The sequence below is a fragment of the Micromonospora haikouensis genome (genome assembly GCF_900091595.1).
In the GTDB taxonomy this organism is placed as follows: Bacteria; Actinomycetota; Actinomycetes; order Mycobacteriales; family Micromonosporaceae; genus Micromonospora; species Micromonospora haikouensis.
Map to the genome: position 1 here is coordinate 1 of NZ_FMCW01000050.1, position 21,739 is coordinate 21,739.

The following is a 21,739-nucleotide window of genomic DNA, read 5'->3' on the forward strand; positions in this document are numbered from 1 at the left end:
CGCAGTCGGCGAACAAGCAGCCGGCCAGCAGCAGGTACACCACGACCCGGGCCGGCAACAGGCGCACACGTCGCTGCGTACGCCGGGTCGCGGCGAGGACGTCATCGACCATCTCGAACGGCACGAGGCGGGTCAGCTCACCGAGATGACCCGCCGCGAACGGTCCGGCAGCTACCGTGACCGTCCGTGTTATGGCAATCTGTTCCACCGAGCGGGGTTCCTGGTTCGGGTTGTCTTGGAGTGACAAACCTTGATACCGGAACCCCGCCTCTCACACCCTGATCAACACACCCCTTGACCAGCCCCGCCACGCCCTAACTGAACGGCGTTGGGGCTAGACCGCGACGACGTCGGCGACCACGCAGGCGACGTTGTCGGGCGCGCCGACGGCGTACGCGAGTGCGACCAGCCGGTCCGCAGCCTCGTCCGGCCCGCCGACCTCGCCCAGCGCCTCACGCACCGCCGCCGGGTCGACCACCGCCGAGAGCCCGTCGGAGCAGAGCAGGTACCGGTCACCGGCGCGGGCGTCGCGCAGCCCCAGGTCCGCCTCGACGTGCTCGCCGCCGGCCCCGACAGCGCGCACCAGCACGGCCCGCTGCGGGTGGGCGGCGACCGCCTCCGGGGCCAGCCGGCCGGCGTCGACCAGCGACTGCACGTACGTGTGGTCCCGGGTGAGCCGGTGCAGCTCGCCGTCGCGCAGCAGGTACGCCCGGCTGTCGCCGACGTGCACCAGCGCCACCCGGGAGCCGGAGCGCAGCAGCGCAGTAAGCGTGGTGACCGGCTGGTGCGGGTCCACTGCCAGCCCGCGCACGGCGCGGTGGGCCTCGTCGACCCCGTCGGCCAGCAGCGCGAGCAGTTCGGTGGCCGGCATGTCGGCGGGCTCCAGCGCCCGGAGGACGTCGATGGCGGCGGCGCTGGCCGCTGCGCCGCCGGGCCCGCGCATGCCGTCGGCGACGGCCAGCAGCCGCTCGTCGGCGTACGCGGCGTCCTCGTTGCTGTCCCGCGCGGCCCCGATCTCGCACCGGGTGGCGTGGCGGACGGCGAGCGTGTGGTGGTCCACGACGGACCCCTTTCCGGACAGGTTGCCGACGAGAAGGGTGGCGAGGCGACCGCGTTCCGCCGTGTCGGCGGTTACCCGCCGCCAGTATGCGTCGACCGCCTCGGCCGCCGCCTCGGGCCGCAGCCCGCAGACGGCACCGATCTCGGCCAGCGGCATGCCGATGCGCCGCAGCGAGGCGATCAGCCGGGCCCGCTCCAACTGGGCCGGGTCGTAGAGCCGGTAGCCCGACTCGGGATCGACCGCCGCTGGCCGGAGCAGGCCCAGCTCGTCGTACAGGCGCAGCGCCTTCGGCGTCAGCCGTGCGGCCCTGGCGAACCCTCCGATGGTCAGCAGCCCCACGTCGCGTCCTCCTCGTGCCGGTCACCGCGACCGGCAGGCACCAGCCTGTGGCCTGCCCGAGGGGGAAGGTCAAGACGGGGATCAGTCGACCGCGTCGACCTCCAGCAGCAGGGTCTGCTCGGGGTGCAGGGCCGGCAGCTGCAGGCCGACCGAGGCGAGCACCGCGCCCGACAGGGTCACCCCGGGCAGCCAGCCCGGGTCCGTCAGCTGCAGCACCGCCGGCTCCGGCACGCCGGCCGCCGGCCGGACCGCGTACCGGCGGGCCGGGTCGAGCCCCGGCAGCCGCAGTGCGCCCGGCACCTGGGCGACCGAGGTGGCGACGCGCGCCACGGCGTACACCGCGTGGGTGAGGTCTGCGGCGACCACGCCGTGCGCCCAGACGGCCGGGTCGGGGTGGTCGACCCGGACGACCCGGCCGGCGTGCAGCAGCGGTCGCAGCCGCTTGTGCAGCGCCACCCAGGCCGCCAGCTCGACCCGGTCGGCGGCGCTCGCCGAGCCGATGTCCCACTCGACGCCGAAGTGGCCGAACAGCGCGGTGGCGGCCCGGAAGCCCAGGTCGTGCACCCGGTGCGTGGTGTGCGAGCGGTCGGGCCCGACGTGGCTGCCGACCAGCTCCGGCGGCAGCAGCAGCCCGGTCCAGCGTTGGATGGCCAGCCGCTCCAGGGCGTCGTTGCAGTCGCTGGCCCAGACCCGGTCGGTGCGGCGCAGGATCTCCAGGTCGACCCGCGCGCCGCCGGAGGAGCAGCTCTCGATCTCCAGCCCCGGGTGGCGGGCGCGCAGCTCGTCGAGCAGCCGGTAGGCGGCGGCGGTCTGCGCGTGCACCCCGGGCCGTCCGGCGTGGCCGGCCTCCGTGAGGTCCCGGTTGTGGTCCCACTTCAGGTACGCGATGCCGTCGTGGTCGCGCAGCAGGGCGTCGAGCCGCCCCAGCACGTACGCGTACGCGCCCGGGTTGGCCAGGTCGAGCACCTGCTGGTGCCGCCACGCGGGCGGCAGCCGGCCGGGCACCTGGAGCACCCACTCGGGGCGGGCGCGGAACAGGTCGGAGTCGGGGTTGACCATCTCCGGCTCGACCCAGAGGCCGAACTGCATGCCGTGCCCGCGCACGTGGTCGATCAGCGGTTGCAGCCCGCCCGGCCAGACCGTTTCGTCGACGTACCAGTCGCCGAGCCCGGCCCGGTCGTGCCGGCGGCCGACGAACCAGCCGTCGTCGAGCACGAACCGTTCCACCCCGACGGCGGCGGCGTGGTCAGCGAGGGCGCGCAGCCGGCCCAGGTCGTGGTCGAAGTAGACGGCCTCCCACACGTTGAGGGTGACCGGCCGCGCCGAACGCGGGTGCCCCGGCCGGGCGCGCAGGTGGGCGTGCAGCGCGTCGCTGAGCCCGTCCAGGCCGGCGGTCGAGTGCGCCGCGTAGAGCAGGGGGGTGGCGTAGGACTCGCCGGGGCCGAGCGTGATCTCCCCGCTGCCCAGCAGCTCGCCGCCGCCCAGCGTGGCGTCCCCGGTGGGCCGCCGCTCGGCGAACGTGACGTGGTCGCCGCTCCACGCGGTGTGCACCGCCCACACCTCGCCGTGCCGGAAGCCGAACCCGGCGGTGCCGGCCACCAGCAGCAGCGTCGCGTCGTGCCCGGTGCGCCCGTGCCGGCCCTCCCGCACCCACGCGCCCATCGGCCACGGGTGCCGCTGCGGCGACCGTTCCCGGCACCACCGGCCGGTCAGGTCGAGCAGCTCGGTGGCGACCGCCGGCACCGGCAGCACGCCGGTCAGCTCCCGCAGCTCGTACAGGGTGTCGCCGTCGTTGCGCAGCCGGTGCCGCAGCAGCACCAGCCCGGCCGGGTCCAGCTCGACCTCGACGGTCAGGGTCAGTGCCGCGTCGGGGTCGCTGGCTGTCACCGCGACCCGAGCGGGACCGTCGGGCTCGTCGGTGACGTCGAGGGCGTCGAGGCGGAACGCCGTGGACCAGGCGGTGCCGGCGCGGTGCCCGGCCAGCCCGGGCCGGCCGCTCCAGCCGGCGCTCGCCTCCGGCAGCAGCGACAGCACGGTCGGGGCGTCGAAGCTGCTCGGCGCCACCGGCGGCACGGTCGCGGCGACCACCGCGGTCAGGTCGTCGGCGGCGAGCGGGCCGAGGTCGGCGCCCCAGTGCGCGACCCGGGGCAGCCCGGGGCCGCGTGCGTCGAGCACCAGGCTGGTCGCGGCCCGGCGCAGGTGGACGATCGTCATCCTTTCGAAGCTCCCAGCGTCAGGCCCCGGACGAACTGCTTCTGCAACAGGAAGAAGATCACCAGGGTGGGGATCGCGACCAGCACGGAGCCGGCCGAGACGAGGTTGTTGTCGGTGAAGAACTCGCCGCGCAGGTTGTTCAGCGAGCTGGTCACCGGGAACTTGTCGCCGGTGCGCATGAGCACGGTGGCCCAGAAGAACTCGTTGTAGATCCAGGTCACCTCCAGCGTGGCCAGCGCCGCCAGCGCGGGCCGGCACAGTGGCATGGTCACCTGCCAGTACTGCCGCCACACGCTGGCCCCGTCGACCATCGCCGCCTCGTACAGCTCGTGCGGCAGGGCCTTCATGTAGTTGCTCAGCACGAAGACGCAGAAACCGCACTGGAAGGCGACGTTGACCAGGATCAGCCCCCAGTAGCTGTCGTAGAGCAGCTCCGAGTCGCTCATGAACAGCGGCAGCGGCACCTCGGTGAACAGCCGGAACAGCGGGATCAGCAGGGCCTGCTGGGGCAGCAGGTTCGCGGCGGTGAACAGGCCGAGCAGGACGATGTTGAGTTTCCAGCTGAACCGGGCGATGACGAACGCGACGCAGGAGGCCAGGAACAGCGTCAGCAGCACCGCCGGGACGGTGATGTAGACGGAGTTGAGGAAGTGCTTGCCGAACTCGGCGGTGCGCCACGCGGTGACGTAGTTGTCGAGGGTCCAGCCGCCGAGGGAGACGTAGCCGTTGGCGGCGGTGTATTCGTAGGAGCGCAGCGAGGTCAGCACCGCCCAGAGGATCGGGAACAGCCAGCCGACGGCGACCGCGCCCAGGAAGAGGTGCAGAACGACCCGGGCGGGTCGGGGCGGCCGGCGGCGGCGGGTGGACGCGGCGGCGGCCGGTACGCGGGTCGGGGCAGCGGCGGTCACTTCCGGTTCTCCCTCATGACGGTCGCCAGGTAGACGGTGATGAAGACCAGCGAGACGACCAGCATGAGCGTCGCCAGCGCCGAGCCGAAGCCGATGCGGCTGGCCTCGCCGACCACGTTCTGGGTGACCAGCGCGGAGATCAGCTCCAGCCCGTTGCGGCCCTTGTTGACGACCCAGACCAGGTCGAACGCGCGCAGCGACTCGATGACCGTCACCACCAGCACGATGATGTTGATCGGCCGCAGCACCGGGAAGACCACCTTGAAGAAGGTGGTGGCCTCGGACGCGCCGTCGACGGCGGCGGCCTCCCGCAGCGACGGGTCGACGCCCTTCAGCCCGGCGAGGTAGAGCAGCATGATGTAGCCGACGTGCCGCCAGCCGGCGGCGACGAGCACCGCCCAGATGTTGACGTCCGGGTCGCCGTACCAGTCGGTGCTGGTGCCCAGCGCCGCGTTGAGCAGGCCCTGGTCGCGGGAGTAGATGAGCTGCCAGACGAAGCCGATGAGCGCCAGCGAGAGCACCACCGGCAGGTAGAGCGCGGTCTGGTAGAAGCGGCTGCCCCGGATCTCCTTGTCCAGCAGCACGGCGAGGAACATGCCGAACGGGGTGGCGACCACGAACAGCGCCGCGAGCCAGAGCAGGTTGTTCTGCACGGCCGGCACGAACGGCGGATAGATGTTGATCACGTCGGAGTAGTTGCGGCCGCCGACCCACTCGATCTCGCTGATGGGGCCGATGCCGTCCCAGTTCGTGCCGGACAGCGCCACCGTGGCCACGGCCGGGAACCACACCAGGCCGACGACCAGTAGCAGCGGTACGAGCACCATCAGCGCGATCACCACGCGGTCGGTGCGGGACAGGAGCCGTGGCCCGCGGCCGCGACCACCCTTGCGGGCGGTCGCGGCCGGCGACGACACGGCGGGATCCGCTTGGATCAGGGGCAGGTCGGACACGTGTCCTCGCCTCTCGCCGTCGTCAGTCGGTGAAGATCGACTTCTTCTGGTTCTCGATGCTGGTGAGCAGCCCGCTGATGTCCTTCGGGTCCTTGATGAACTGCTGGATGGCCGGGATCATCACGGTGGAGGCGAAGTCGGGCCGGGTGTCCCGGTCGAGGAACTGGGCGATCTCGGTGGCCGAGCCGACCAGTTCGGCGGCCTTCTTCTGCAGCGCGGTGTAGCCGCTGACGTCGGCGCCGCTGTTGGCCACCAGCGTGCTCGGGTCGTTCTTGACGGTGACGTTGGCGGCGTCCTTCGAGCCGAGGTATTCCATCAGCTTCTTGGCGTTGGCCTCGGACTTCGGCTTGCGGGCCATCATGTAGCCGTCGATCGGCGCGTCCAGGGCCTTGGCCCCGATCGCCGGGTCGATCTCGGGGAAGGTGAAGAAGTCGAGGTCGTCCTGCTCGTCGTTGCTGAACTGCTGGCCGACGAAGAGGCCGAGGAGGTACATGCCGGACTTCTTCTGCTGCAGCGACTGGGCCGCCTCCTGCCACGTCCGGCCGAGGCTGTCGGCCTGGTGCAGCGGCAACAGCCCCGCCCACGTGTCGAAGACCTTCTTCACCTTGTCGGAGGTCCACGCCTCCTTGCCGGCCATCAGGTCGACGTGGAACTGGTAGCCGTTGATCCGCAGGTTGAGGATGTCGAAGGTGCCCATCGCCGGCCAGCCGTCCTTGTCGCCGAAGGCGATCGGGTTGAGGCCGTCCTTCTTCATCTGCGCGCCGAGGGCGTTCAGCTCGTCGAGGGTCTTCGGCACCTGGTAGCCGCGCTGCTGCCACACCGACTTGCGGTAGAACATCGCCCACGGGTAGTACGACGCCGGCACGAAGTACTGCTTGCCGTCGTCGCCGGTCGACGCCTTCTTGAACGCGTCGGAGTAGCCGGAGAGCTTGCCCCACACGTCGCTGACGTCGCCGGCCAGGCCCTTCGCCGCGAAGAACCGCATGCGGTAGCCGGCGAACCAGGTGTAGACGTCGTCCGGCTTGCCCTGCAGGTAGTTGTTGATGTTCTCCTGGAACGTGTTGTGGTCGACCGTGTTGATCGCGACCTCGACGCCGGAGGCGGTCTGGAACCCGGCCATGACCTTGGCGATCACGTCCTTGGGCTTGGGGTCGGACTGGTTCGAGCCGAGCGACACCGTCTTCGACTCCGCCCCGTCGGACTCGGAGTCCGAGCCGCAGCCGGCGAGCAGGCCGGTGCCGAGCAGGGCGCCCGTGCCGGCCGCGCCGGCCAGCAGGGAGCGCCGGCGCAGGCCGGCGACGGACGGGGGTACGAGCCGGGCGAGGTACTCGGCCTGGGTGCGGGGACGGGACATGGTGCCTCCTGCGGCTGAGAAGGGGTGCGGCACCCGGGGGAGGGGTGGTGGGGGTGGTGGGGCGGTCGGCGTTCGGGAATGCCACAGCGGATCCACCGTGAACCCACATCAGCGAACACGAACGGCCATAGGCGCCTCAAGCTACTCGTCCGTCGGGCGCTGTCAAGGGTCGATCTGTCGATCGAAACCGCGCTGTGACAAGGGGATCGACGAGGTAAACGTTGTAAAGAACCGCGATGTTGAAAAGTGTTGACTTGGGTGAGCCGCGCGGGCACGCTGTGCCCTCATGCGGGATCGACACGACACCGGCTGGCAGGGCGACGGCATCTACTACGGCGCCGACTACAACCCCGAGCAGTGGCCCGAGCCGACCTGGGCCGAGGACGTGGAGCTCATGCGCCGGGCCGGGGTCAACCTGGTCTCCGTCGGCATCTTCTCCTGGGCCCTGCTGGAGCCCACCCCCGGCACGTACGACTTCGGCTGGCTCGACCGCGCCCTCGACACGCTGCACGCCGGGGGCATCTCGGTCGACCTCGCCACCGCCACCGCCAGCCCGCCGCCGTGGCTGGCCCACGCCCACCCCGAGACGCTGCCCCGCCGCGCCGACGGCACCGTGCTGTGGCCGGGCGGCCGGCAGGCGTACTGCCCCAGCTCGCCGGTGTTCCGCGAGCGCTCGCTCGCCCTCGTCGAGGCCGTCGCCACCCGCTACGCCGACCACCCCGCCGTGGTGATGTGGCACGTCTCCAACGAGCTGGGCTGCCACAACGTGCACTGCTACTGCGACGTGAGCGCGGCGGCGTTCCGGGGCTGGCTGCGCGAGCGCTACGGCGACCTGGCGGCCCTCAACGAGGCGTGGGGCACCCTCTTCTGGAGCCAGCGCTACGGCGACTGGGCCGAGATCAACCCGCCGCGCGCCGCGCCGACCTTCGCCAACCCCACCCAGCAGCTCGACTTCCTGCGCTTCTCCTCCGACGAGCAGCGCGCCCAGCTGCGCGCCGAGCGCGACCTGCTCAAGCGGATCGTCGCCCAGCCCGTCACCACCAACTTCATGGTGGGCATGAGCAAGCACATGGACTACCACTCCTGGGCCGCCGACGTGGACCTGGTCGCCACCGACCACTACCTCACCGCCGCCGACCCGCAGTCGCACGTCGGGCTGGCGCTGGCGGCCGACCACACGAGGGGCGTCGCCGGCGGCGCGCCGTGGCTGCTCATGGAGCACTCCACCAGCGCCGTCAACTGGCAGCCCCGCAACGTGGCGAAGGCACCCGGGCAGCTGCGCCGCAACAGCCTCGCCCACGTCGCCCGCGGCGCCGACGGGGTGCTGTTCTTCCAGTGGCGGGCCTCCCGGGCCGGGGCGGAGAAATACCACTCGGCGCTCGTCCCGCACGCCGGGGCGGACACCAAGGTCTTCCGCGAGGTGTGCGGGCTCGGCGCCGACCTGAAGGCCCTCGCCGAGGTACGCGGCAGCCGCGTCGACGCCGACGTGGCGATCCTGTTCGACTACGAGGCGTGGTGGGGCGTCGAGCTGGACTCCCACCCCAGCGTCGACGTCACGTACGCCGACCGGCTCGCCGCCCTGCACGGCGCGCTCTGGCGGGCCGGCGTCACCGCCGACGTGGTGCACCCGTCCACCGACCTGTCCCGCTACCGCCTCGTGCTGGTGCCGACGCTCTACCTCGTCCGCGACGCCGACGCCGAGGCCCTGCACGGCTGGGTCGCCGCCGGCGGCACCGCCCTGGTGACCTACTTCAGCGGCATCGTCGACGAGCACGACCACGTCCGGCTCGGCGGCTACCCCGGCGCGTTCCGGGAACTGCTCGGCATCCGCACCGAGGAGTTCTTCCCGCTGCGCGAGGGCGAGCGGGTCACCCTCGACGACGGCTCCGCCGCCGACGTGTGGACCGAGTGGCTGCACCCGGCCGGCGCGGAGGTCGTCGCCGCGTACGCCGACGGGCCCCTGCCCGGGGTCCCGGCGCTGACCCGCAACGCCGTCGGCGCCGGCGCGGCCTGGTACGCGGCCACCCGGCTCGACGACGCCGCCACCGACCGCCTGGTGGCCCGGCTGCTGGCCGAGGCCGGGGTCCGGCCGGCCGCCGACGCCCCGCCCGGGGTGGAGGTGGTCCGCCGCCGGGGTGACGGGCGGAGCTGGCTGTTCGTCGTCAACCACACCGACCACCCGGCCCGGATCGCCGCCACCGGCACCGAGCTGCTCGCGGGCGGACGGTGCGCCGGGGAGCTGGAGGTCGCCCCGGGCGAGGTGGCCGTGGTCCGGGAGGAGGACTCCGATGCTCGCCCAGCAACGGCAGAGCGCCATCCTTGAGCTGATCCGGCAGCGCGGCGGCGTGCGGGTCAGCCACCTGGTGACCCGCTTCGGCGTCTCCGACATGACCATCCGCCGCGACCTGGAGGCGCTCGCCGAGCGCGGGCTGATCGACAAGGTGCACGGCGGGGCGACCCTGGCCGGGCCCGGCTCGGCCGAGGAGCCCGGCTTCGCCGCCAAGTCGATCCGTCAGCGCGACGAGAAGCGGGCCATCGCCGAGCGGGCCGCCACCCTGGTGGAGCCCGGCATGGCGATCGCGCTCTCCGCCGGCACCACCACGGCCGCCCTGGCGACCCTGCTCGCCGACGTGCGGGGGCTGACCGTGGTGACCAACTCGATCCCGGTCGCCGACGCGCTCTACGCCGACCCGCGCGCCGACCGCACGGTCGTGCTCACCGGCGGCATCCGCACCCCGTCGGACGCGCTCACCGGGCCGGTGGCCGAGGCCGCCGTCAGCACGCTCAACGTCGACGTGCTCTTCCTCGGGGTGCACGGGATGAGCCCGCGCACCGGCTTCACCACACCCAACCTGCTGGAGGCCGGCATCAACCGGCGGCTGGTGCACGCCGCCCGGCGGCTGGTGGTGCTGGCCGACCACACCAAGTGGGAGACCATCGGCATCGCCACCATCGCCCCGCTCGCCGACGCGGACGTGCTGATCACCGACGCGGGGCTCGACCCGGCCGCCCGCGCCCCGCTCGCCGAGCAGGTGGGCGACCTGGTCGTGGTGGAGGTGTAAGGAAGGGCCCCTTGTTAACGCATACGGTAGAGAAGGGTCCCCTTCTCACGCCCTGGCCACGCGCTTGGGAGTCGCGCCCGGGTCTGGGCGCCGCCGAGCAGGGCGTACGGGGTGTTCCCAGGCATCTCACAGCGGTGCAGGCTAGGGTCGGTCCGGTGAGCTGCGACGCTCCAGGGTGGAGCGCGCACCTGCGGGAGTGGCGATGGTCTTCAAGAAGATGTTGAGCGCGTTCGGGGTGGGCGGTCCGACCGTGGACACCGTCCTGGCGAACCCGAACACCCGGCCCGGCCTGGCCCTCGACGGCCGGGTCAACCTGGTCGGCGGGGAGGCCCCGGCCGCCATCGAGCAGATCGCCGTCGGTCTGGTCACCCGCGTCGAGATCGAGAGCGGTGACAGCGAGTACGCGGGCGTCATGGAGTTCCACCGGATGCCGGTCAGCGGGGCCTTCGAGCTAGCCCCGAAGCAGCAGCTGTCGATCCCGTTCCAGCTCCCGGTGCCGTGGGAGACCCCGATCACCGACGTGTACGGCCAGCGCCTGCACGGCATGACGATGGGGCTGCGCACCGAGGTGGCGGTGGCCCGGGCCGTCGACAAGAGCGACCTCGACCAGGTCGCCGTGCACCCGCTGCCGGTGCAGGAGCGCATCCTGGAGGCGTTCGCCCGGCTCGGCTTCCGCTTCAAGGGCGCCGACCTGGAGCGCGGCCACATCCGGGGGGTGCACCAGACGCTGCCCTTCTACCAGGAGATCGAATACTTCGCGGCCCCGCAGTACGCGCAGGTCATCAACGAGGTCGAGCTGACGTTCGTCACCAGCCAGCAGGGCATCGACGTGATCCTGGAGTGCGACAAGCGGGGCGGCTTCCTCAGCGCCGGCCACGACGTCTTCGGCCGCTACACCGTCTCGCACGCCGACGCCGACCGCGTCGACTGGGCGCAGGTGGTCGACGGCTGGCTGCAGGAGACCACGTCGCGTTACGGCGGCCTGCGCGCCCAGGGCTTCGGGGCCCCGCAGGGCTACCCGCCGCAGCACGGCTACCCCACGCACGGCTACCCGACGCAGCACGGCCACGGCCACAGCCGGGGGCCGGGGATGGGCGGGATCGTCGCCGGGGCGGCGCTCGGCGCGGTCGGCGGGATGGTCGCCGGCGAGATGATCGAGGACGCCGTCGAGGGCGACTTCGCCGAGGACTGGGGCTTCGGCGAGGAGTAGTTCCGCACGTACGCGAAGAAAGGCGACGGTGGCCCGCCGGGAATCCCGGCGGGCCACCGTGCTGCTCGGAGCTGGTCCGGCGTCAGTGCCGGGCCTTGCGCTCCGCGCCGCTGCGGAAGTTGCTGCCGGCCTTGGCCAGGCCCCGGCTACCGAGGTAACCGATGGTCAGCAGCGTGATGAAGAACCAGGCCTGCGGCGCGCGGAAGATGTCCACGCCGACCGAGTTCTTGCCGACCAGGTACGACGCGGCGAGCACGCCGATGACGGAGGCGACGTAGACCCAGAACTCCGTGGTCGCGAAGGCCTGCTTGGTCTCCGTGCCCGGCGCCATCATCGGCTCCCGGTGCCCGTCGTGCATCATCGGCATCGGCCGGGTGGGTGCCTCCTGCATCGCGCGGTTCGGCACGTCGTTCATCGCCCGGTTCGGGGCTTCCTGCGTGCGGTTCATCGGCCTGGTGGATGCAGCCTGCGTGCTCATCTTGTCCTCCTCAGGATGCGATGAGTCCTTACTGCGCTCCCTCGCCCCGCTACCGCGTTTCGGCCACGGCACGGTTCACGTTCGTGGCGGGGGCACCCCCCGACTACCCGGCCGACCCGGCGAGGTAACACCCTCCCGTCGCCGGATAGCAGCAGCTCGCGGGCGGCCTGTGCGGGCCTGTGCGACCTGGCCTGTCGCTCGGGGTGCGGCCCGGCCTGGCGGCCGGTGCGCGCGGCCCCGGCACGTTTGGTCGCCCCCGGGCCGGGCACGCAGGAAGATTCCGACACTTCTGCGAGGTGATGGACGTGCGTGAGGACGACAGGATGCGGGAGTCCGCCCGCAAGGCCGAGGAACGGATCACCGGCGGCGTCTACGGTGAGGGGGCCCTCGACGAGGTCACCGTGCCGCAGACCGACGTACAGCGGGTCATCCAGGACGAGGACCCGGACGACCCGGCGCACGTGCGGATCGACCCGGCGGTGCTGCGCGACGGCGGCCCCACCCGGGGCCAGGGCGCGATCACCACGACCGGCGGCACGGCCGGGCCCGCGAGCACCCGCCGGGTGGCCCGGCAGCCGGAGCGGCACCCGGGAAAGGTCGCCCCGACCACGACGGGCGACGCGACCACGGGTGGCCTGAGCACCCCGGCGGGCGGCGCGACCAGCGACCAGTCCAGCAGCGCCAGCCAGGTCGGCAACTTCACCGAGGACTGACGCCGCGCCGCAAGCTCCTCCACCACGCCAATCTTGGACAGTTACCGTCCGTTGTAGACGGTAACTGTCCAAGATTCGGAAGGGGCCGGGCCACGCGGCGGAGGACGCCAAAGTGCCGGCCCATGCGGCGGAGGACGCTGGAGGGGCGGGTCAGGCGGGGCGGAGGATGCCGAGGCGCTGGGTGGCGCGGGTCAGCGCGACGTACAGGTCGCTGTGCCCGCGCGGCGACTCGGCGACGATCCCGTCCGGGTCGACCACCAGGACGGTGTCGAACTCCAGCCCCTTGGCCTGGGCCACCGTCAGCAGCACCACCCGGCTCTCCAGCTCCGGGTGGTCGCCGACGGCCGCTTCGGGCAGGGCCGCCACCAGCGCCGCGCCCAGCGCGTCGACCCGGCCGGCGGGCACGATCACCCCGAGCCGTCCGTCGGTCAGGTCGGCGGCCTCGGCGACCGCGGCGTCGGCCAGCTCGCCGGCCAGCCGGTCGGCGGCGACCGTACGCTCCCACGGCGGCACCCCGCTGCGGCGCACCGAGCGGGGCGGACGCAGGTGCGGGTCGATATCGGCCAGCACCCCGGCCGCCACCGCCATGATCTCGGCGGGGGTGCGGTAGCTGACCGTCAGCTCCTCCAGCCGCCACCGCTGCGCCACGTACGGCTCCAGGGCCTCGCCCCACGACGGGGTGCCGGCGAGCGCGCCGGTCTGCGCCACGTCCCCGACGATCGTCATCGACCGGCTGGGGCAGCGGCGCATCAGCAGCCGCCAGGCCATCGGCGACAGCTCCTGCGCCTCGTCGATGATGACGTGACCGAACGCCCAGCTCCGGTCGGCGGCGGCCCGCTGGGCGGTGGTCAGCCCGTCGCTGGACTGCTGCCGCTCCAGCAGCCGGTCGGCGTCCAGCAGGTCGGCGACCCCGAGGATCTCGCCGCCCTCCGCCTCGTCCTCCACGTCGATCGACCGGGAGCCCCGGGCGATCTCCAGCACGCCCTCGGCGTACTCGCGTTGCAGGGCGCGCAGCCGGGCCCGGCGGGCCTCGGCGGCCCGGTCGTCCTCGCCGAGCAGTTCGGCGGCCTCGTCCAGCAGCGGCACGTCGGCCGGGGTCCAGCCGCCCGGCTCGCGGCGCAGCGCCGCCCGGTCGGCGTCGCTCCAGCCGGGGGTGGCGGCGGCGATGCGGTCCGGGTCGGCGTAGAGGTCGGCGAGCAGGCGCTGCGGGGTGAGCACCGGCCAGAGCTGGTCCAGGGCGGCCCGTACGCCGGGCTCCTCGCGCAGCTCCCGGCGGATCTCCGCGACGTCGGCCTCCTCCAGGAGGTTGGCCCCGCCGAGCGGGTCCGCGCCGATACGCTCGGCGACCTGGGCGGCGAGAGCGTGCACGACCTCGACGTCGAAGACCGCCCGGGCCAGGTTGTGTGGCCGTCCGGAGCGGCGGGCCCGGTCCCGGGCGGCCCGCACGGTCTCCGGGGCCAGCGGCAGCACCTCCCGCTCGACCTCGATCTCCAGCGGCTCGTCGGGCACCCACTGCCGGTCCCGCACGGCCGCGGCCAGCACCTCCACCATCTCCGCCCGGCCCTTGAGCGCCGCCGTGGCTGCCGGCTCCGCCCGCCGGGCGCTGACGCCGGGGAACAGGTCCCCGGGGGTACGCAGCAGCACGCCCGTCTCGGCCAGCGCCGGCAGCACCTGGGAGATGTAGCGCAGGAACGTCTCGTTCGGGCCGACCAGCAGCACGCCCCGGGTGGCCAGCTCCCGCCGGTGGGTGTAGAGCAGGTACGCCGCCCGGTGCAGGGCGACAGCCGTCTTGCCGGTGCCGGGGCCACCCTGCACGACCAGGGTCCCGGGCAGGTCGGCGCGGATGATCCGGTCCTGCTCGGCCTGGATGGTCTCGACGATGTCGCGCATCCGGCCGGTGCGGCCGGCGTTGAGCGCGGCGAGCAGGGACGCCTCGCCGGTCAGCTCCTCGTGCGCGGTGGGGGAGGCGGTGGCCAGGTCGAGCACCTCGTCGTTGAGGGCGACCACCTTCCGTTGCCGGGTACGCAGGTGCCGGCGTCGCCGCACGCCCTGCGGGTTGGCGGCGGTGGCCAGGTAGAAGGCGCGGGCGGCGGGGGCCCGCCAGTCCATCAGCAGCGGGTCGTAGTCGCCGCTGGTGTCGAAGATCCCGATCCGGCCGATGTAGTGGCGGGCGCCGTCGTCGGTGTCCAGCCGGCCGAAGCACAGCCCGTTCTCCACGGCGGAGTACTGCTCGACCTGCTCGGCGTACATCTTCACGGCGCTGTCGCGCTGGGACCGGGCCTGCTGGGTGCCGCCGCCGTCGCGTAGCTGTTCGGCGAGCCGCCGGGCGGACTGCTCCCGCAGGCCGTCCAGCCGGTCGTAGAGCATGGAGACGTACTCCTGCTCGTGGCCGATCTCGTCGGCGTGGCCGGTTTCGTCAGCGTGGCCGGTTTCGTCGTCGTTGCGCAGCTCGTCGGGACCCGCGGAGTGCCTTGACAAGCCTTCTCCCTAATAATTAGAATTGCGTCAGGAACGGCATTCTGCACGCCGTTCCTTTTTTGTGCCTGAACTGCCAAAGATACCGCGCGGCGACCCCCCGGCCAAGCGATCGGGGCGGCGCTGCGCCACGGGTCGGGACGGAGTCGCGCGCATGCTGCTGGGTGCCGGTCAACGGATCGTGTTCATCGGGGACAGCATCACCGACTGCGGCCGGCGCGACCACGCCGCCCCCTACGGCGACGGCTACCTGAGCCTCGTCCGCGCGTTCGTCGACGCCCGGCACCCGCAGCTCGGGCTGACCTGGGTCAACCGGGGCATCGGCGGCGACACGGTGCGCGACCTCGCCGCCCGCTGGGAGGCCGACGCCGTCGCCGAGCGCCCCGACTGGCTCTGCGTGATGGTCGGCATCAACGACATCTGGCGCGGGTTCAGCCCCGGCCGGGAGGCCGAGGCCGTGCCGATCGACGAATACGAGCGCACCCTGCGCGCCCTGCTGCGCCGGGCCGTGACCACCACCGGCTGCCGCCTGGTGCTGGCCGACCCGTTCCTCATCGAGGCGGACGTCGACGAGCCGCAGCGCGCCGAGACCGACCGCTACGCGGCGGTGGTGGCCGCCGTCGCCAAGGACTTCGACGCGGTGCACGTCGCCACCCAGGCGGCCTTCGACCGGGTGCTGGCGCACAGCCCGTCGAGCCGCTGGGCCGACGACCGGGTCCACCCGGGACTGCCGGGCCACGCGGTGATCGCGGACGCCTTCCTGGCCGCCATCGGCGCCTGACCCCTCCGGCTCCGGCTCCGGCTCCGGCCCGGCTCCGGCTCGGCTCCGGCCTCCCCCGCCCGGCCGGGCGGTCAGCGGCGGCGGGTGCAGACCTGGCGGCTGCGGCCGACCGTGTCCGCCGACCACACCACCGCGACCGTGAAGCAGTAGTCGTTGGTGCGGTCCAGCCCGTGCACCAGGAAGCTCGTGGTGCCCGCCGGCAGGGTCTCGAACGCGTTCGGCTGCCGCCCGGACGGTGCCCCGGCGAGCACGACGGGCCCGCTGGCCCCGGCCGGGTACGTCCAGCGCAGCGCGATGTTCTCCCGGTTGTCCCGCAGGCTCACCCCGCCCGGCGGGCTGCCGGGGGAGGCGGCGGCCCGGCTGCCGGACGACTTCGCGCCGGGGGACCTGCCGGACGGCTTCGCGCCGGGGGACCGGCCCGAGGGCCCCGCGCCGGACGGGTCGGGCTGCGGCGGGGCGGTCGCCGAGGGCGACGGGCCGGGCTCCGGCTCGGTGCCGCCGACGCGGGCCACCCCGGCGACCACCGCCGCCGTGCCCAGCACCACCACGGTCACCCCGGCGAGCACCACGAGCGGGGTGAGCCGGCGCGGCGGGGGCGCGGGCGGGCGGGGGACCAGCACCGGGAGCAGCCGGGCGCGGTCCTGCGCGGGCGGGGGCGGGCCCACGGCGCGTACCCCGGCGGGGGCGTCCGAGCCCGTGCCCGCGAGGCCGAGCACCGCGGGCGGCACGGGGCCCTCCGCCGGCCGGGCCGGCTCCTGCGGCCACCGGTCGTCCCGCTCGGCGTGGGTCGGCCGCGGATCGGCGTACGCCGGGTCGGGGCGGGCGTGCTGCCGGATCCACGGGTCGTCGTCGGCCCAGGGCCCGGCCTCCCCGCCCGCCCAGCGGTCGTCGTCCGGGGGGAGCCGGGGGGCGGGCACCACGGGCGGGGCGGGCTGTTCCTCCGCCGCCCACGACTCCTCCGCCGACCACGACTCCTGCGCCGGCCACGCCGACCGGTACGCCGGGGCGTCGTCGTCGCTCGGGTGCGGCTCCTCGTAGGACGGCCACGTGGTGGTGGGGCGGGGCTCCTCCCGGGGCGGCCACGCCGGCTCGTACGTCGGGGGACCCTCGGCGGCCGTCGCCTCGCGGGCCGCCGGCACCGTGGGCGCGACGGGCACCTCGGGCTCGGGGGCGGGGGCCTCCCGCTCGGCGGCGGGCGCGCGCCCGCAGACGTGGTCCGGGTTGGCGGCGGCGCGGGCCAGGGCCGCCACCTGTGCGGCGAGCGGGTCGTCGGCGGCGAGGTGCTGCCGGCACAGCTCCCGGGCCAGGGTCAGGGTGTCGTGGGAGTCGGCGAACTCCCCGCAGTCGCGCTGCATCGACCCGAGCCGGGCCAGCATCTTGATGCCGCTGGGGTGCCCGTCGCCGTAGACCTCGCGGTGCAGCTCCCAGGCGTCCTGGAGGCGTTCGCGGGCCACCTCGCACTGGCCCCGCGCGTATTCCACCGTGGCCAGGTCGGCGTGGGCGGCCAGCACCCGCAGCGACTCGGGCCCGTCGGACGCGGTCAACTCGATGATGACGTCGGAGTAGAGCCGGGCGGCGCGGGCGTAGCTGCCGACCCGGTGCAGCACCGCCGCGAGGGTGGCCGCCGCCGCCACGGTGCGCGGATCGTCGCGGCCGTGCAGCCGGGTCGCCGCCGCGTACGCGAAGGCGGCCCAGCCGCGCGCGGAGTGCGGCTCGCCCAGCGCTACCAGCACGCGGGCCTGGAGGCCGGCGGCTTCGGCCAGCTCGGGCGAGGCGTGGTCGGGGCGGGGGTCGGCGTCGCTCAGCGCATCGGAGAGCAGCTGTTGCGCGCCGGCCAGGTCGCCGGCGGACACCAGCTGGTGCGCCTGGCCGGTCAATTCACCGAAGGCGGGGGACACGCCCCATCGTGGCCGCACCGCGACAATAAGTACAACCCCCCGACGATCGCGATTCGGTCATCCTTCGGTCAGGTGGTCCAGCATCGTCTCGCTGATCCGGTGCAACTGGTCGACCTGGGCGGGGCTGAGCGCGTCGAAGAGGTGCCGGCGCACCCCCTCGACGTGGCCGGGCGCGGCGGCGGCCAGCGTGGCGAACCCGGCGTCGGTGAGCACGGCGATCTGCCCGCGCCGGTCGGTGGGGCAGTCCTCGCGCCGGATCCAGCCGGACGCCTCCAGCCGGGCGGCGGCGTGCGAGAGCCGGCTGCGGGATGAGCCGGTGGCGTCGGCCAGGTCGCTCATCCGCAGCCGCCGGTCGGGGGCCTCGGAGAGCCGGACCAGGATCTCGTAGTAGGCGTGCGGCATGCCGGCGTCGCGCTGCAGCTCGCGGTCGAGCTTCTCCATCAGCGCCCGCGAGGCGGCCAGGTACGCCCGCCAGGTGCGCTGCTCGTCGGGGTTCAGCCAGCGGGTCATGACCACCATCATACGGGCTATTGTTGAGCGCTCAACTAAATCGCGCTAGGGTGGGGTCATGGGAATCCACCGCCTCAACCACGCCGTCCTCTACGTCAGCGACCTGGAGCGCAGCGTCGCCTTCTACCGCGACGTCCTCGGCTTCCGGGCCATCCCGATGACCCCGGACGGGTTCCGGGGCGCCGCGTTCCTCCAGGCCCCCGGCTCCACCAACGACCACGACCTCGGCCTGTTCGAGATCGGCCGGGCCGCCGGGCGCTCCACCGCCGGCCGGGCCACCGTCGGCCTCTACCACCTGGCCTGGGAGGTCGACACCCTCGACGAGCTGGCCGTCACCGCCCAGCGGCTCGCCGCCGCGGGTGCCCTGGCCGGCAGCTCCGACCACGGCACCACCAAGAGCCTCTACGGCAAGGACCCCGACGGGCTGGAGTTCGAGATCGTCTGGCTGGTGCCGGCCGACCTGCTCGACGATGCCGCGCTCACCGCCCGCAAGCGGATCGGCCGCCTCGACCTCGACCGCGAGCGGCAGCGCTACGGCGGGCAGACCCGGGGCGGCGTCGGGATTTCTGTCCCGGCCTGACCGCCGCGCCGACACCGGGATCGCCGCACCCGCGCGGCGGGCGGTGCGGTAGAACGGCAGGATGCCGACCGACGCCGTCCTCCGCGAGCTGCTCGTCCGACAGCTCGACGCCTGGTTGCCCGCAGCGCTGCACCGCGCACGGCGGGCCACCCTCGCCCTGGCGTACGCCGGGACCGACGCCGGTGGCGCGGACGCCGCGCTGCGGGTGGTGGGGGAGCACGCCGACCGGCTGCGCGGGTTCCGGCTGACCGTCCTCGTGCTCGCCGAGGGCGACGAGACCCTCCCGGCCCGCCTCGGCGCGGTCGAGTCGACGCTGCCCGCCGAGGTGGCCGTGCACGTGGTGCCCGGCGACCCGGCTCGGCTGCCCGTGGCCCTGAAGGCGGCCGGCGCGGCCGGCGCGCCGCTGCTGACCCTGGCCCATGGCGCGGCACCGACGCCGGCGCTGCTGGCCGCCGCCCGGTCCGGCCGCCCCGCCGACCTGCTGCTGGTCACCGCGCCCGACGCGCCCCTGCGGCCGGCGCTGGACGCCGCCGGCTTCCCGCTGGTGACCGAGGTCGACCTGCTCACCGCGCCGACCCCGCCGGGCTCCGCTGGCGACGAGGGGCTGCGGCTGGCGTTCGCGACCGGGTCGGACCGCAGCCTCCAGGCGTTCAAGGACGCCCTGTGGGCGGCCGACGGGCCCACCGGCGTCCGCTACCGCGACCCGGCCGACCCGCAGGGGCGGGCTGTCGACATCGGGCCGGAGGCGGACCCGGGGCCGCTGGGCCGGGAACTCCTGGCCGAGCTGGCCCGTGGCCCCCGCACGGTGACCGAGCTGCGCCGGTTCGCCCTCACCTCGACCGTCTACCGGGCGGCGGACGCCAACCGGGCCGTGGCCGACCTGCTCGACACGGGCGCGGTGGCCCGCGACCCGGAGCACGGCAAGCTCGGCGGGGACGTGCTGATCAGCGCCGTCCGGCCTGGCGGGCCAGCTGCCTGACCACGATGGACACCCCCGTGGTGACCACGCCGATGGTGAAGACCATCTGCACGCAGACCGCGACCCGGGCGAACTGGCCCTGCGCGTGCACGTCGCCGTAGCCGACCGTGGTGAGGGTGGCCAGCGTGAAATAGAGCGCGTCGATCCGGGTGGTCAGGTTGACGAACTCGCCCGGGGCGCTGCGGGCGATCACGTAGTCGGCCAGGGCGAACGCGAGCAGGCCCCCGATCAGGGCTACCGCGAGTTGCAGCAGCGAGCGGACCTGCACCTGCTCGGGGTCGTCGGCCACGGCGAGCTGCCGGCGCACCAGGTGGGTGACCAGCCACGCGTCGACGGCCACCAACGCGACCGTGGCGACGCTGCGCGCGGCCAGCCGCAGCCCGTTCGGGTCCTGCTCGACGGGCACCACGAAGTAGGCACCCAGCAGCAGGAGGGACGCCAACGTCGCCACCCGGCGCTGGCGTCGCGGCGAGTCTTCCCCCGTGCGTTCCGGTGCCCCGTCCCCCGTCATGCGGCGATTCTCCGCCGCCTTTCCGGGCCCCGGCGGCGATTCGGCCAACCCGGGCCGCCCGTCGGCCGGCGGGGTGCGGGGGGTCAGACACGGAACGGGGTGCCGGTGGTCCACCGGCACCCCGTTTGACCCCGGGACGTCACGCCCGGGACTTGTCCTGCTTCCACGACAGCGGGCCGGGCAGGTCGACGCGGTGCGCCTTGGCGCGGGAGTTCCACGACCAGCGGCCGATCTTGATGCTCCAGGACGAGAACCCGTTCTCGGTGAAGTTCAGGATGATCGGGCCGTACTTCTTGCGCTTGCGGAACATCAGACCCATCGCAGGCTCCCTTCGTGACCTTCCCTGCCGTGTCGGACTCGAACATGCCCGCAACGCCGATCCGGGAAACCCACGTCTGTCCGCACTGGACGCCGCCGCAGGACCCGGCCCGATCGGGAATCCCTAGTCAACAGATGGGCGTTCGGATCTTGTTTGCGCTGCATGAAACGGATTCACGAGCGAGAAGCGACGCGCATCTCATCCTGTGGTAGGGCGTTGACCGGTCGCCGGAGGCGGCGGCACCATGGGGTCATGGCGCAGCGGGACGGGCTCTTTGGCGGGCACGCCGACCGGCGGCGTCCCGCGCGGCGGCCGACATGACCACCGTGGACGGGCCCGCGACCGGGCCCACCGAGCTGCGGCCGGTCGACACCGACCTGCTCCGGGCCCTCCTGCACCCGCAGGCGGCCACGGTCGCCGTGGTCACCACGCCCGGCCGCCCCGCCCGCCGGGGCCGGCCCGCGCTGTCCCCGGCCGCGTTCACGGCGACCTCGTTCACCGCCGTGTCGCTGGAGCCGCCACTGGTCTCGTTCTGCCTGGGCACGGCGTCGTCGAGCTGGCCCGCCGTCGCCCGCGCCGAGCACGTGGCCGTGCACCTGCTCGCCGCCGGCCAGCAGGGCGTGGCCCGCGCCCTCGCCGCCGGTGGCCCCGACCGGTCCGCCGCGTGCCCCGGCTGGTCACCCGGCCCGTTCGGGGTGCCGCTGGTCGACGGCGCGCTCGCGGTGCTGCTCTGCCGCGTCGCCCACCGGGTGCCGGCGGGCGACCACGCCGTCGTCATCGCCACGCCGCTCGCCCTCGGCGCGGGGCGGGACGGCGCCCCGCCCGTGCACCACCGGGGCGCGTTCAGCGCGGCGTGACCCCGCCGGCGCGCCGGTGGTGCGCCAGCCGGGCGCGTTCAGCGCGGTCCGACCCCGCCGGGGGTCAGCGGGGCTCCCACGCGTCGGGCCGGGCGATCAGCCGCCGCACGTGGCCCGGCAGCCGACCGCTGGCCATCTCCGCCAGGCTCACCTCGTCGACCACCTGCCGCACCGCCGCCCGCACGGCCACCCAGAGCCGGGGCAGGTTCTCCGCCGCCCCGTCGTAGCTGGTCTCCTCGGGCCGCATGCCCCGCACCCCGGCCAGCGGGCCGTCGACCGCGCGCAGGATCGCCCCTATCGTGATCTCCTTCGGTGGCCGGGCCAGCGTGTAGCCGCCCTCGGCGCCCCGCTGGGCCCGGACCAGCCCGGCCCGGCGCAGGTCCGCCAGGACCGCCTCCAGGAACTTGCGGGGCATGTCCTGCTCCGCCGCGATGGCCTGGGTCGACAGCAGGGAAGGGTACGCGGTGGCCAAGCTCAGGGCCGCCCGTACCGCGTAGTCGCCGCGCGCGGAGATCTGCACCCACTCATCATGCCCGCC

Annotated in this window: 21 protein-coding genes; 8 read left to right on the top strand and 13 right to left on the bottom strand. The window is 74.0% G+C overall.

Annotated features, from left to right (window positions below; genetic code table 11):
- From GA0070558_RS30700 to GA0070558_RS30725, 6 genes are all read right to left on the bottom strand, one after another.
- The coding region (locus GA0070558_RS30700; protein WP_256092224.1) for a transposase domain-containing protein at positions 1-199 on the bottom strand (199 nt) is incomplete at its 3' end.
- 135 nt (positions 200-334) lie between these two features.
- Positions 335-1,399 carry a MerR family transcriptional regulator gene (locus tag GA0070558_RS30705; RefSeq protein WP_077936907.1) on the bottom strand — a complete coding sequence of 355 codons (1,065 nt, stop codon included), beginning with the start codon at positions 1,397-1,399 and terminating at the stop codon, positions 335-337.
- An 81-nt stretch (positions 1,400-1,480) separates the two neighbouring features.
- Entirely contained in the window at positions 1,481-3,613 is a 2,133-nt protein-coding gene (locus GA0070558_RS30710) for an alpha-galactosidase (protein ID WP_091286436.1), read from the bottom strand.
- Positions 3,610-4,521 (bottom strand): carbohydrate ABC transporter permease, encoded by a 912-nt coding sequence (locus GA0070558_RS30715; RefSeq protein WP_077936909.1) that lies wholly within the window; start codon positions 4,519-4,521, stop codon positions 3,610-3,612. The genes GA0070558_RS30710 and GA0070558_RS30715 overlap by 4 nt, the downstream gene beginning before the upstream one ends.
- Entirely contained in the window at positions 4,518-5,474 is a 957-nt protein-coding gene (locus GA0070558_RS30720; RefSeq protein WP_077936910.1) for a carbohydrate ABC transporter permease, read from the bottom strand. The genes GA0070558_RS30715 and GA0070558_RS30720 overlap by 4 nt, the downstream gene beginning before the upstream one ends.
- Before the next feature lie 22 nt (positions 5,475-5,496).
- The gene (locus GA0070558_RS30725) at positions 5,497-6,828 is read right to left on the bottom strand and encodes an ABC transporter substrate-binding protein (RefSeq protein WP_091286439.1); all 1,332 of its coding nucleotides are present in this window, start codon (positions 6,826-6,828) and stop codon (positions 5,497-5,499) included.
- Positions 6,829-7,114: 286 nt separating this feature from the next.
- Between GA0070558_RS30725 and GA0070558_RS30730 the strand changes: the two genes are divergently transcribed.
- The 3 genes from GA0070558_RS30730 to GA0070558_RS30740 all read left to right on the top strand — a co-directional run bounded on the left by GA0070558_RS30730 (position 7,115) and on the right by GA0070558_RS30740 (position 11,100).
- On the top strand, positions 7,115-9,151 hold the full coding sequence (locus GA0070558_RS30730) for a beta-galactosidase (protein WP_091286442.1): 2,037 nt from the start codon (positions 7,115-7,117) through the stop codon (positions 9,149-9,151).
- Positions 9,117-9,890 carry a DeoR/GlpR family DNA-binding transcription regulator gene (locus GA0070558_RS30735; RefSeq protein WP_091286446.1) on the top strand — a complete coding sequence of 258 codons (774 nt, stop codon included), beginning with the start codon at positions 9,117-9,119 and terminating at the stop codon, positions 9,888-9,890. The genes GA0070558_RS30730 and GA0070558_RS30735 overlap by 35 nt, the downstream gene beginning before the upstream one ends.
- 202 nt (positions 9,891-10,092) lie before the next feature.
- Entirely contained in the window at positions 10,093-11,100 is a 1,008-nt protein-coding gene (locus tag GA0070558_RS30740) for a sporulation protein (protein WP_091286475.1), read from the top strand.
- An 82-nt stretch (positions 11,101-11,182) separates the two neighbouring features.
- On the opposite strand, the gene GA0070558_RS30745 is transcribed toward GA0070558_RS30740, so the two are convergent.
- Positions 11,183-11,578 (bottom strand): hypothetical protein, encoded by a 396-nt coding sequence (locus tag GA0070558_RS30745; protein ID WP_043962619.1) that lies wholly within the window; start codon positions 11,576-11,578, stop codon positions 11,183-11,185.
- A gap of 305 nt (positions 11,579-11,883) precedes the next feature.
- Between GA0070558_RS30745 and GA0070558_RS30750 the strand changes: the two genes are divergently transcribed.
- Positions 11,884-12,291 (top strand): hypothetical protein, encoded by a 408-nt coding sequence (locus tag GA0070558_RS30750; protein WP_077936918.1) that lies wholly within the window; start codon positions 11,884-11,886, stop codon positions 12,289-12,291.
- Between the two features lie 150 nt (positions 12,292-12,441).
- Here GA0070558_RS30750 and GA0070558_RS30755 read toward each other — a convergent pair whose 3' ends face one another.
- Entirely contained in the window at positions 12,442-14,739 is a 2,298-nt protein-coding gene (locus tag GA0070558_RS30755) for a HelD family protein (RefSeq protein ID WP_500862226.1), read from the bottom strand.
- Positions 14,740-14,920: 181 nt separating this feature from the next.
- Between GA0070558_RS30755 and GA0070558_RS30760 the strand changes: the two genes are divergently transcribed.
- Positions 14,921-15,547, top strand: a complete 627-nt coding sequence (locus GA0070558_RS30760; RefSeq protein WP_091286448.1) for an SGNH/GDSL hydrolase family protein — start codon at positions 14,921-14,923, stop codon at positions 15,545-15,547.
- Between the two features lie 71 nt (positions 15,548-15,618).
- On the opposite strand, the gene GA0070558_RS30765 is transcribed toward GA0070558_RS30760, so the two are convergent.
- Together GA0070558_RS30765 and GA0070558_RS30770 are read right to left on the bottom strand one after the other, a co-directional pair.
- Positions 15,619-17,445 (bottom strand): tetratricopeptide repeat protein, encoded by a 1,827-nt coding sequence (locus GA0070558_RS30765; RefSeq protein WP_091286451.1) that lies wholly within the window; start codon positions 17,443-17,445, stop codon positions 15,619-15,621.
- 57 nt (positions 17,446-17,502) lie between these two features.
- Complete coding sequence (locus GA0070558_RS30770) at positions 17,503-17,964, bottom strand: MarR family winged helix-turn-helix transcriptional regulator (protein WP_077936924.1); 462 nt, start codon at positions 17,962-17,964, stop codon at positions 17,503-17,505.
- A gap of 49 nt (positions 17,965-18,013) precedes the next feature.
- Between GA0070558_RS30770 and GA0070558_RS30775 the strand changes: the two genes are divergently transcribed.
- Positions 18,014-18,535, top strand: a complete 522-nt coding sequence (locus GA0070558_RS30775; protein ID WP_043962622.1) for a VOC family protein — start codon at positions 18,014-18,016, stop codon at positions 18,533-18,535.
- 61 nt (positions 18,536-18,596) lie between these two features.
- Positions 18,597-19,514, top strand: coding sequence for a hypothetical protein (locus tag GA0070558_RS30780; protein ID WP_091286456.1), 918 nt, complete (start codon positions 18,597-18,599; stop codon positions 19,512-19,514).
- Here GA0070558_RS30780 and GA0070558_RS30785 read toward each other — a convergent pair.
- The gene (locus GA0070558_RS30785; RefSeq protein WP_091286459.1) at positions 19,480-20,025 is read right to left on the bottom strand and encodes a potassium channel family protein; all 546 of its coding nucleotides are present in this window, start codon (positions 20,023-20,025) and stop codon (positions 19,480-19,482) included. The two genes, GA0070558_RS30780 and GA0070558_RS30785, sit on opposite strands and share 35 nt — an antisense overlap.
- A 139-nt stretch (positions 20,026-20,164) precedes the next feature.
- A complete protein-coding gene (locus tag GA0070558_RS30790) occupies positions 20,165-20,344 on the bottom strand; it encodes a DUF4236 domain-containing protein (RefSeq protein WP_007075522.1) in 180 nt (59 codons plus the stop codon).
- A 317-nt stretch (positions 20,345-20,661) separates the two neighbouring features.
- On the opposite strand from GA0070558_RS30790, the gene GA0070558_RS30795 reads away from it, so the two are divergent.
- The gene (locus GA0070558_RS30795; protein WP_091286462.1) at positions 20,662-21,201 is read left to right on the top strand and encodes a flavin reductase family protein; all 540 of its coding nucleotides are present in this window, start codon (positions 20,662-20,664) and stop codon (positions 21,199-21,201) included.
- A gap of 64 nt (positions 21,202-21,265) precedes the next feature.
- On the opposite strand, the gene GA0070558_RS30800 is transcribed toward GA0070558_RS30795, so the two are convergent.
- Positions 21,266-21,721 carry an RrF2 family transcriptional regulator gene (locus GA0070558_RS30800; protein ID WP_043962626.1) on the bottom strand — a complete coding sequence of 152 codons (456 nt, stop codon included), beginning with the start codon at positions 21,719-21,721 and terminating at the stop codon, positions 21,266-21,268.
- Between the last annotated feature and the right edge of the window lie 18 nt (positions 21,722-21,739).

Coding starts and splice junctions, on each gene's coding strand:
- GA0070558_RS30710 (WP_091286436.1), bottom strand. CDS start 3,613: ATGACGATCGTCCACCTGCGCCGGGCCGCGACCAGCCTGGTGCTCGAC.
- GA0070558_RS30725 (WP_091286439.1), bottom strand. CDS start 6,828: ATGTCCCGTCCCCGCACCCAGGCCGAGTACCTCGCCCGGCTCGTACCC.
- GA0070558_RS30730 (WP_091286442.1), top strand. CDS start 7,115: ATGCGGGATCGACACGACACCGGCTGGCAGGGCGACGGCATCTACTAC.
- GA0070558_RS30735 (WP_091286446.1), top strand. CDS start 9,117: ATGCTCGCCCAGCAACGGCAGAGCGCCATCCTTGAGCTGATCCGGCAG.
- GA0070558_RS30740 (WP_091286475.1), top strand. CDS start 10,093: ATGGTCTTCAAGAAGATGTTGAGCGCGTTCGGGGTGGGCGGTCCGACC.
- GA0070558_RS30745 (WP_043962619.1), bottom strand. CDS start 11,578: ATGAGCACGCAGGCTGCATCCACCAGGCCGATGAACCGCACGCAGGAA.
- GA0070558_RS30760 (WP_091286448.1), top strand. CDS start 14,921: ATGCTGCTGGGTGCCGGTCAACGGATCGTGTTCATCGGGGACAGCATC.
- GA0070558_RS30770 (WP_077936924.1), bottom strand. CDS start 17,964: ATGGTGGTCATGACCCGCTGGCTGAACCCCGACGAGCAGCGCACCTGG.
- GA0070558_RS30775 (WP_043962622.1), top strand. CDS start 18,014: ATGGGAATCCACCGCCTCAACCACGCCGTCCTCTACGTCAGCGACCTG.
- GA0070558_RS30780 (WP_091286456.1), top strand. CDS start 18,597: ATGCCGACCGACGCCGTCCTCCGCGAGCTGCTCGTCCGACAGCTCGAC.
- GA0070558_RS30785 (WP_091286459.1), bottom strand. CDS start 20,025: ATGACGGGGGACGGGGCACCGGAACGCACGGGGGAAGACTCGCCGCGA.
- GA0070558_RS30790 (WP_007075522.1), bottom strand. CDS start 20,344: ATGGGTCTGATGTTCCGCAAGCGCAAGAAGTACGGCCCGATCATCCTG.
- GA0070558_RS30795 (WP_091286462.1), top strand. CDS start 20,662: ATGACCACCGTGGACGGGCCCGCGACCGGGCCCACCGAGCTGCGGCCG.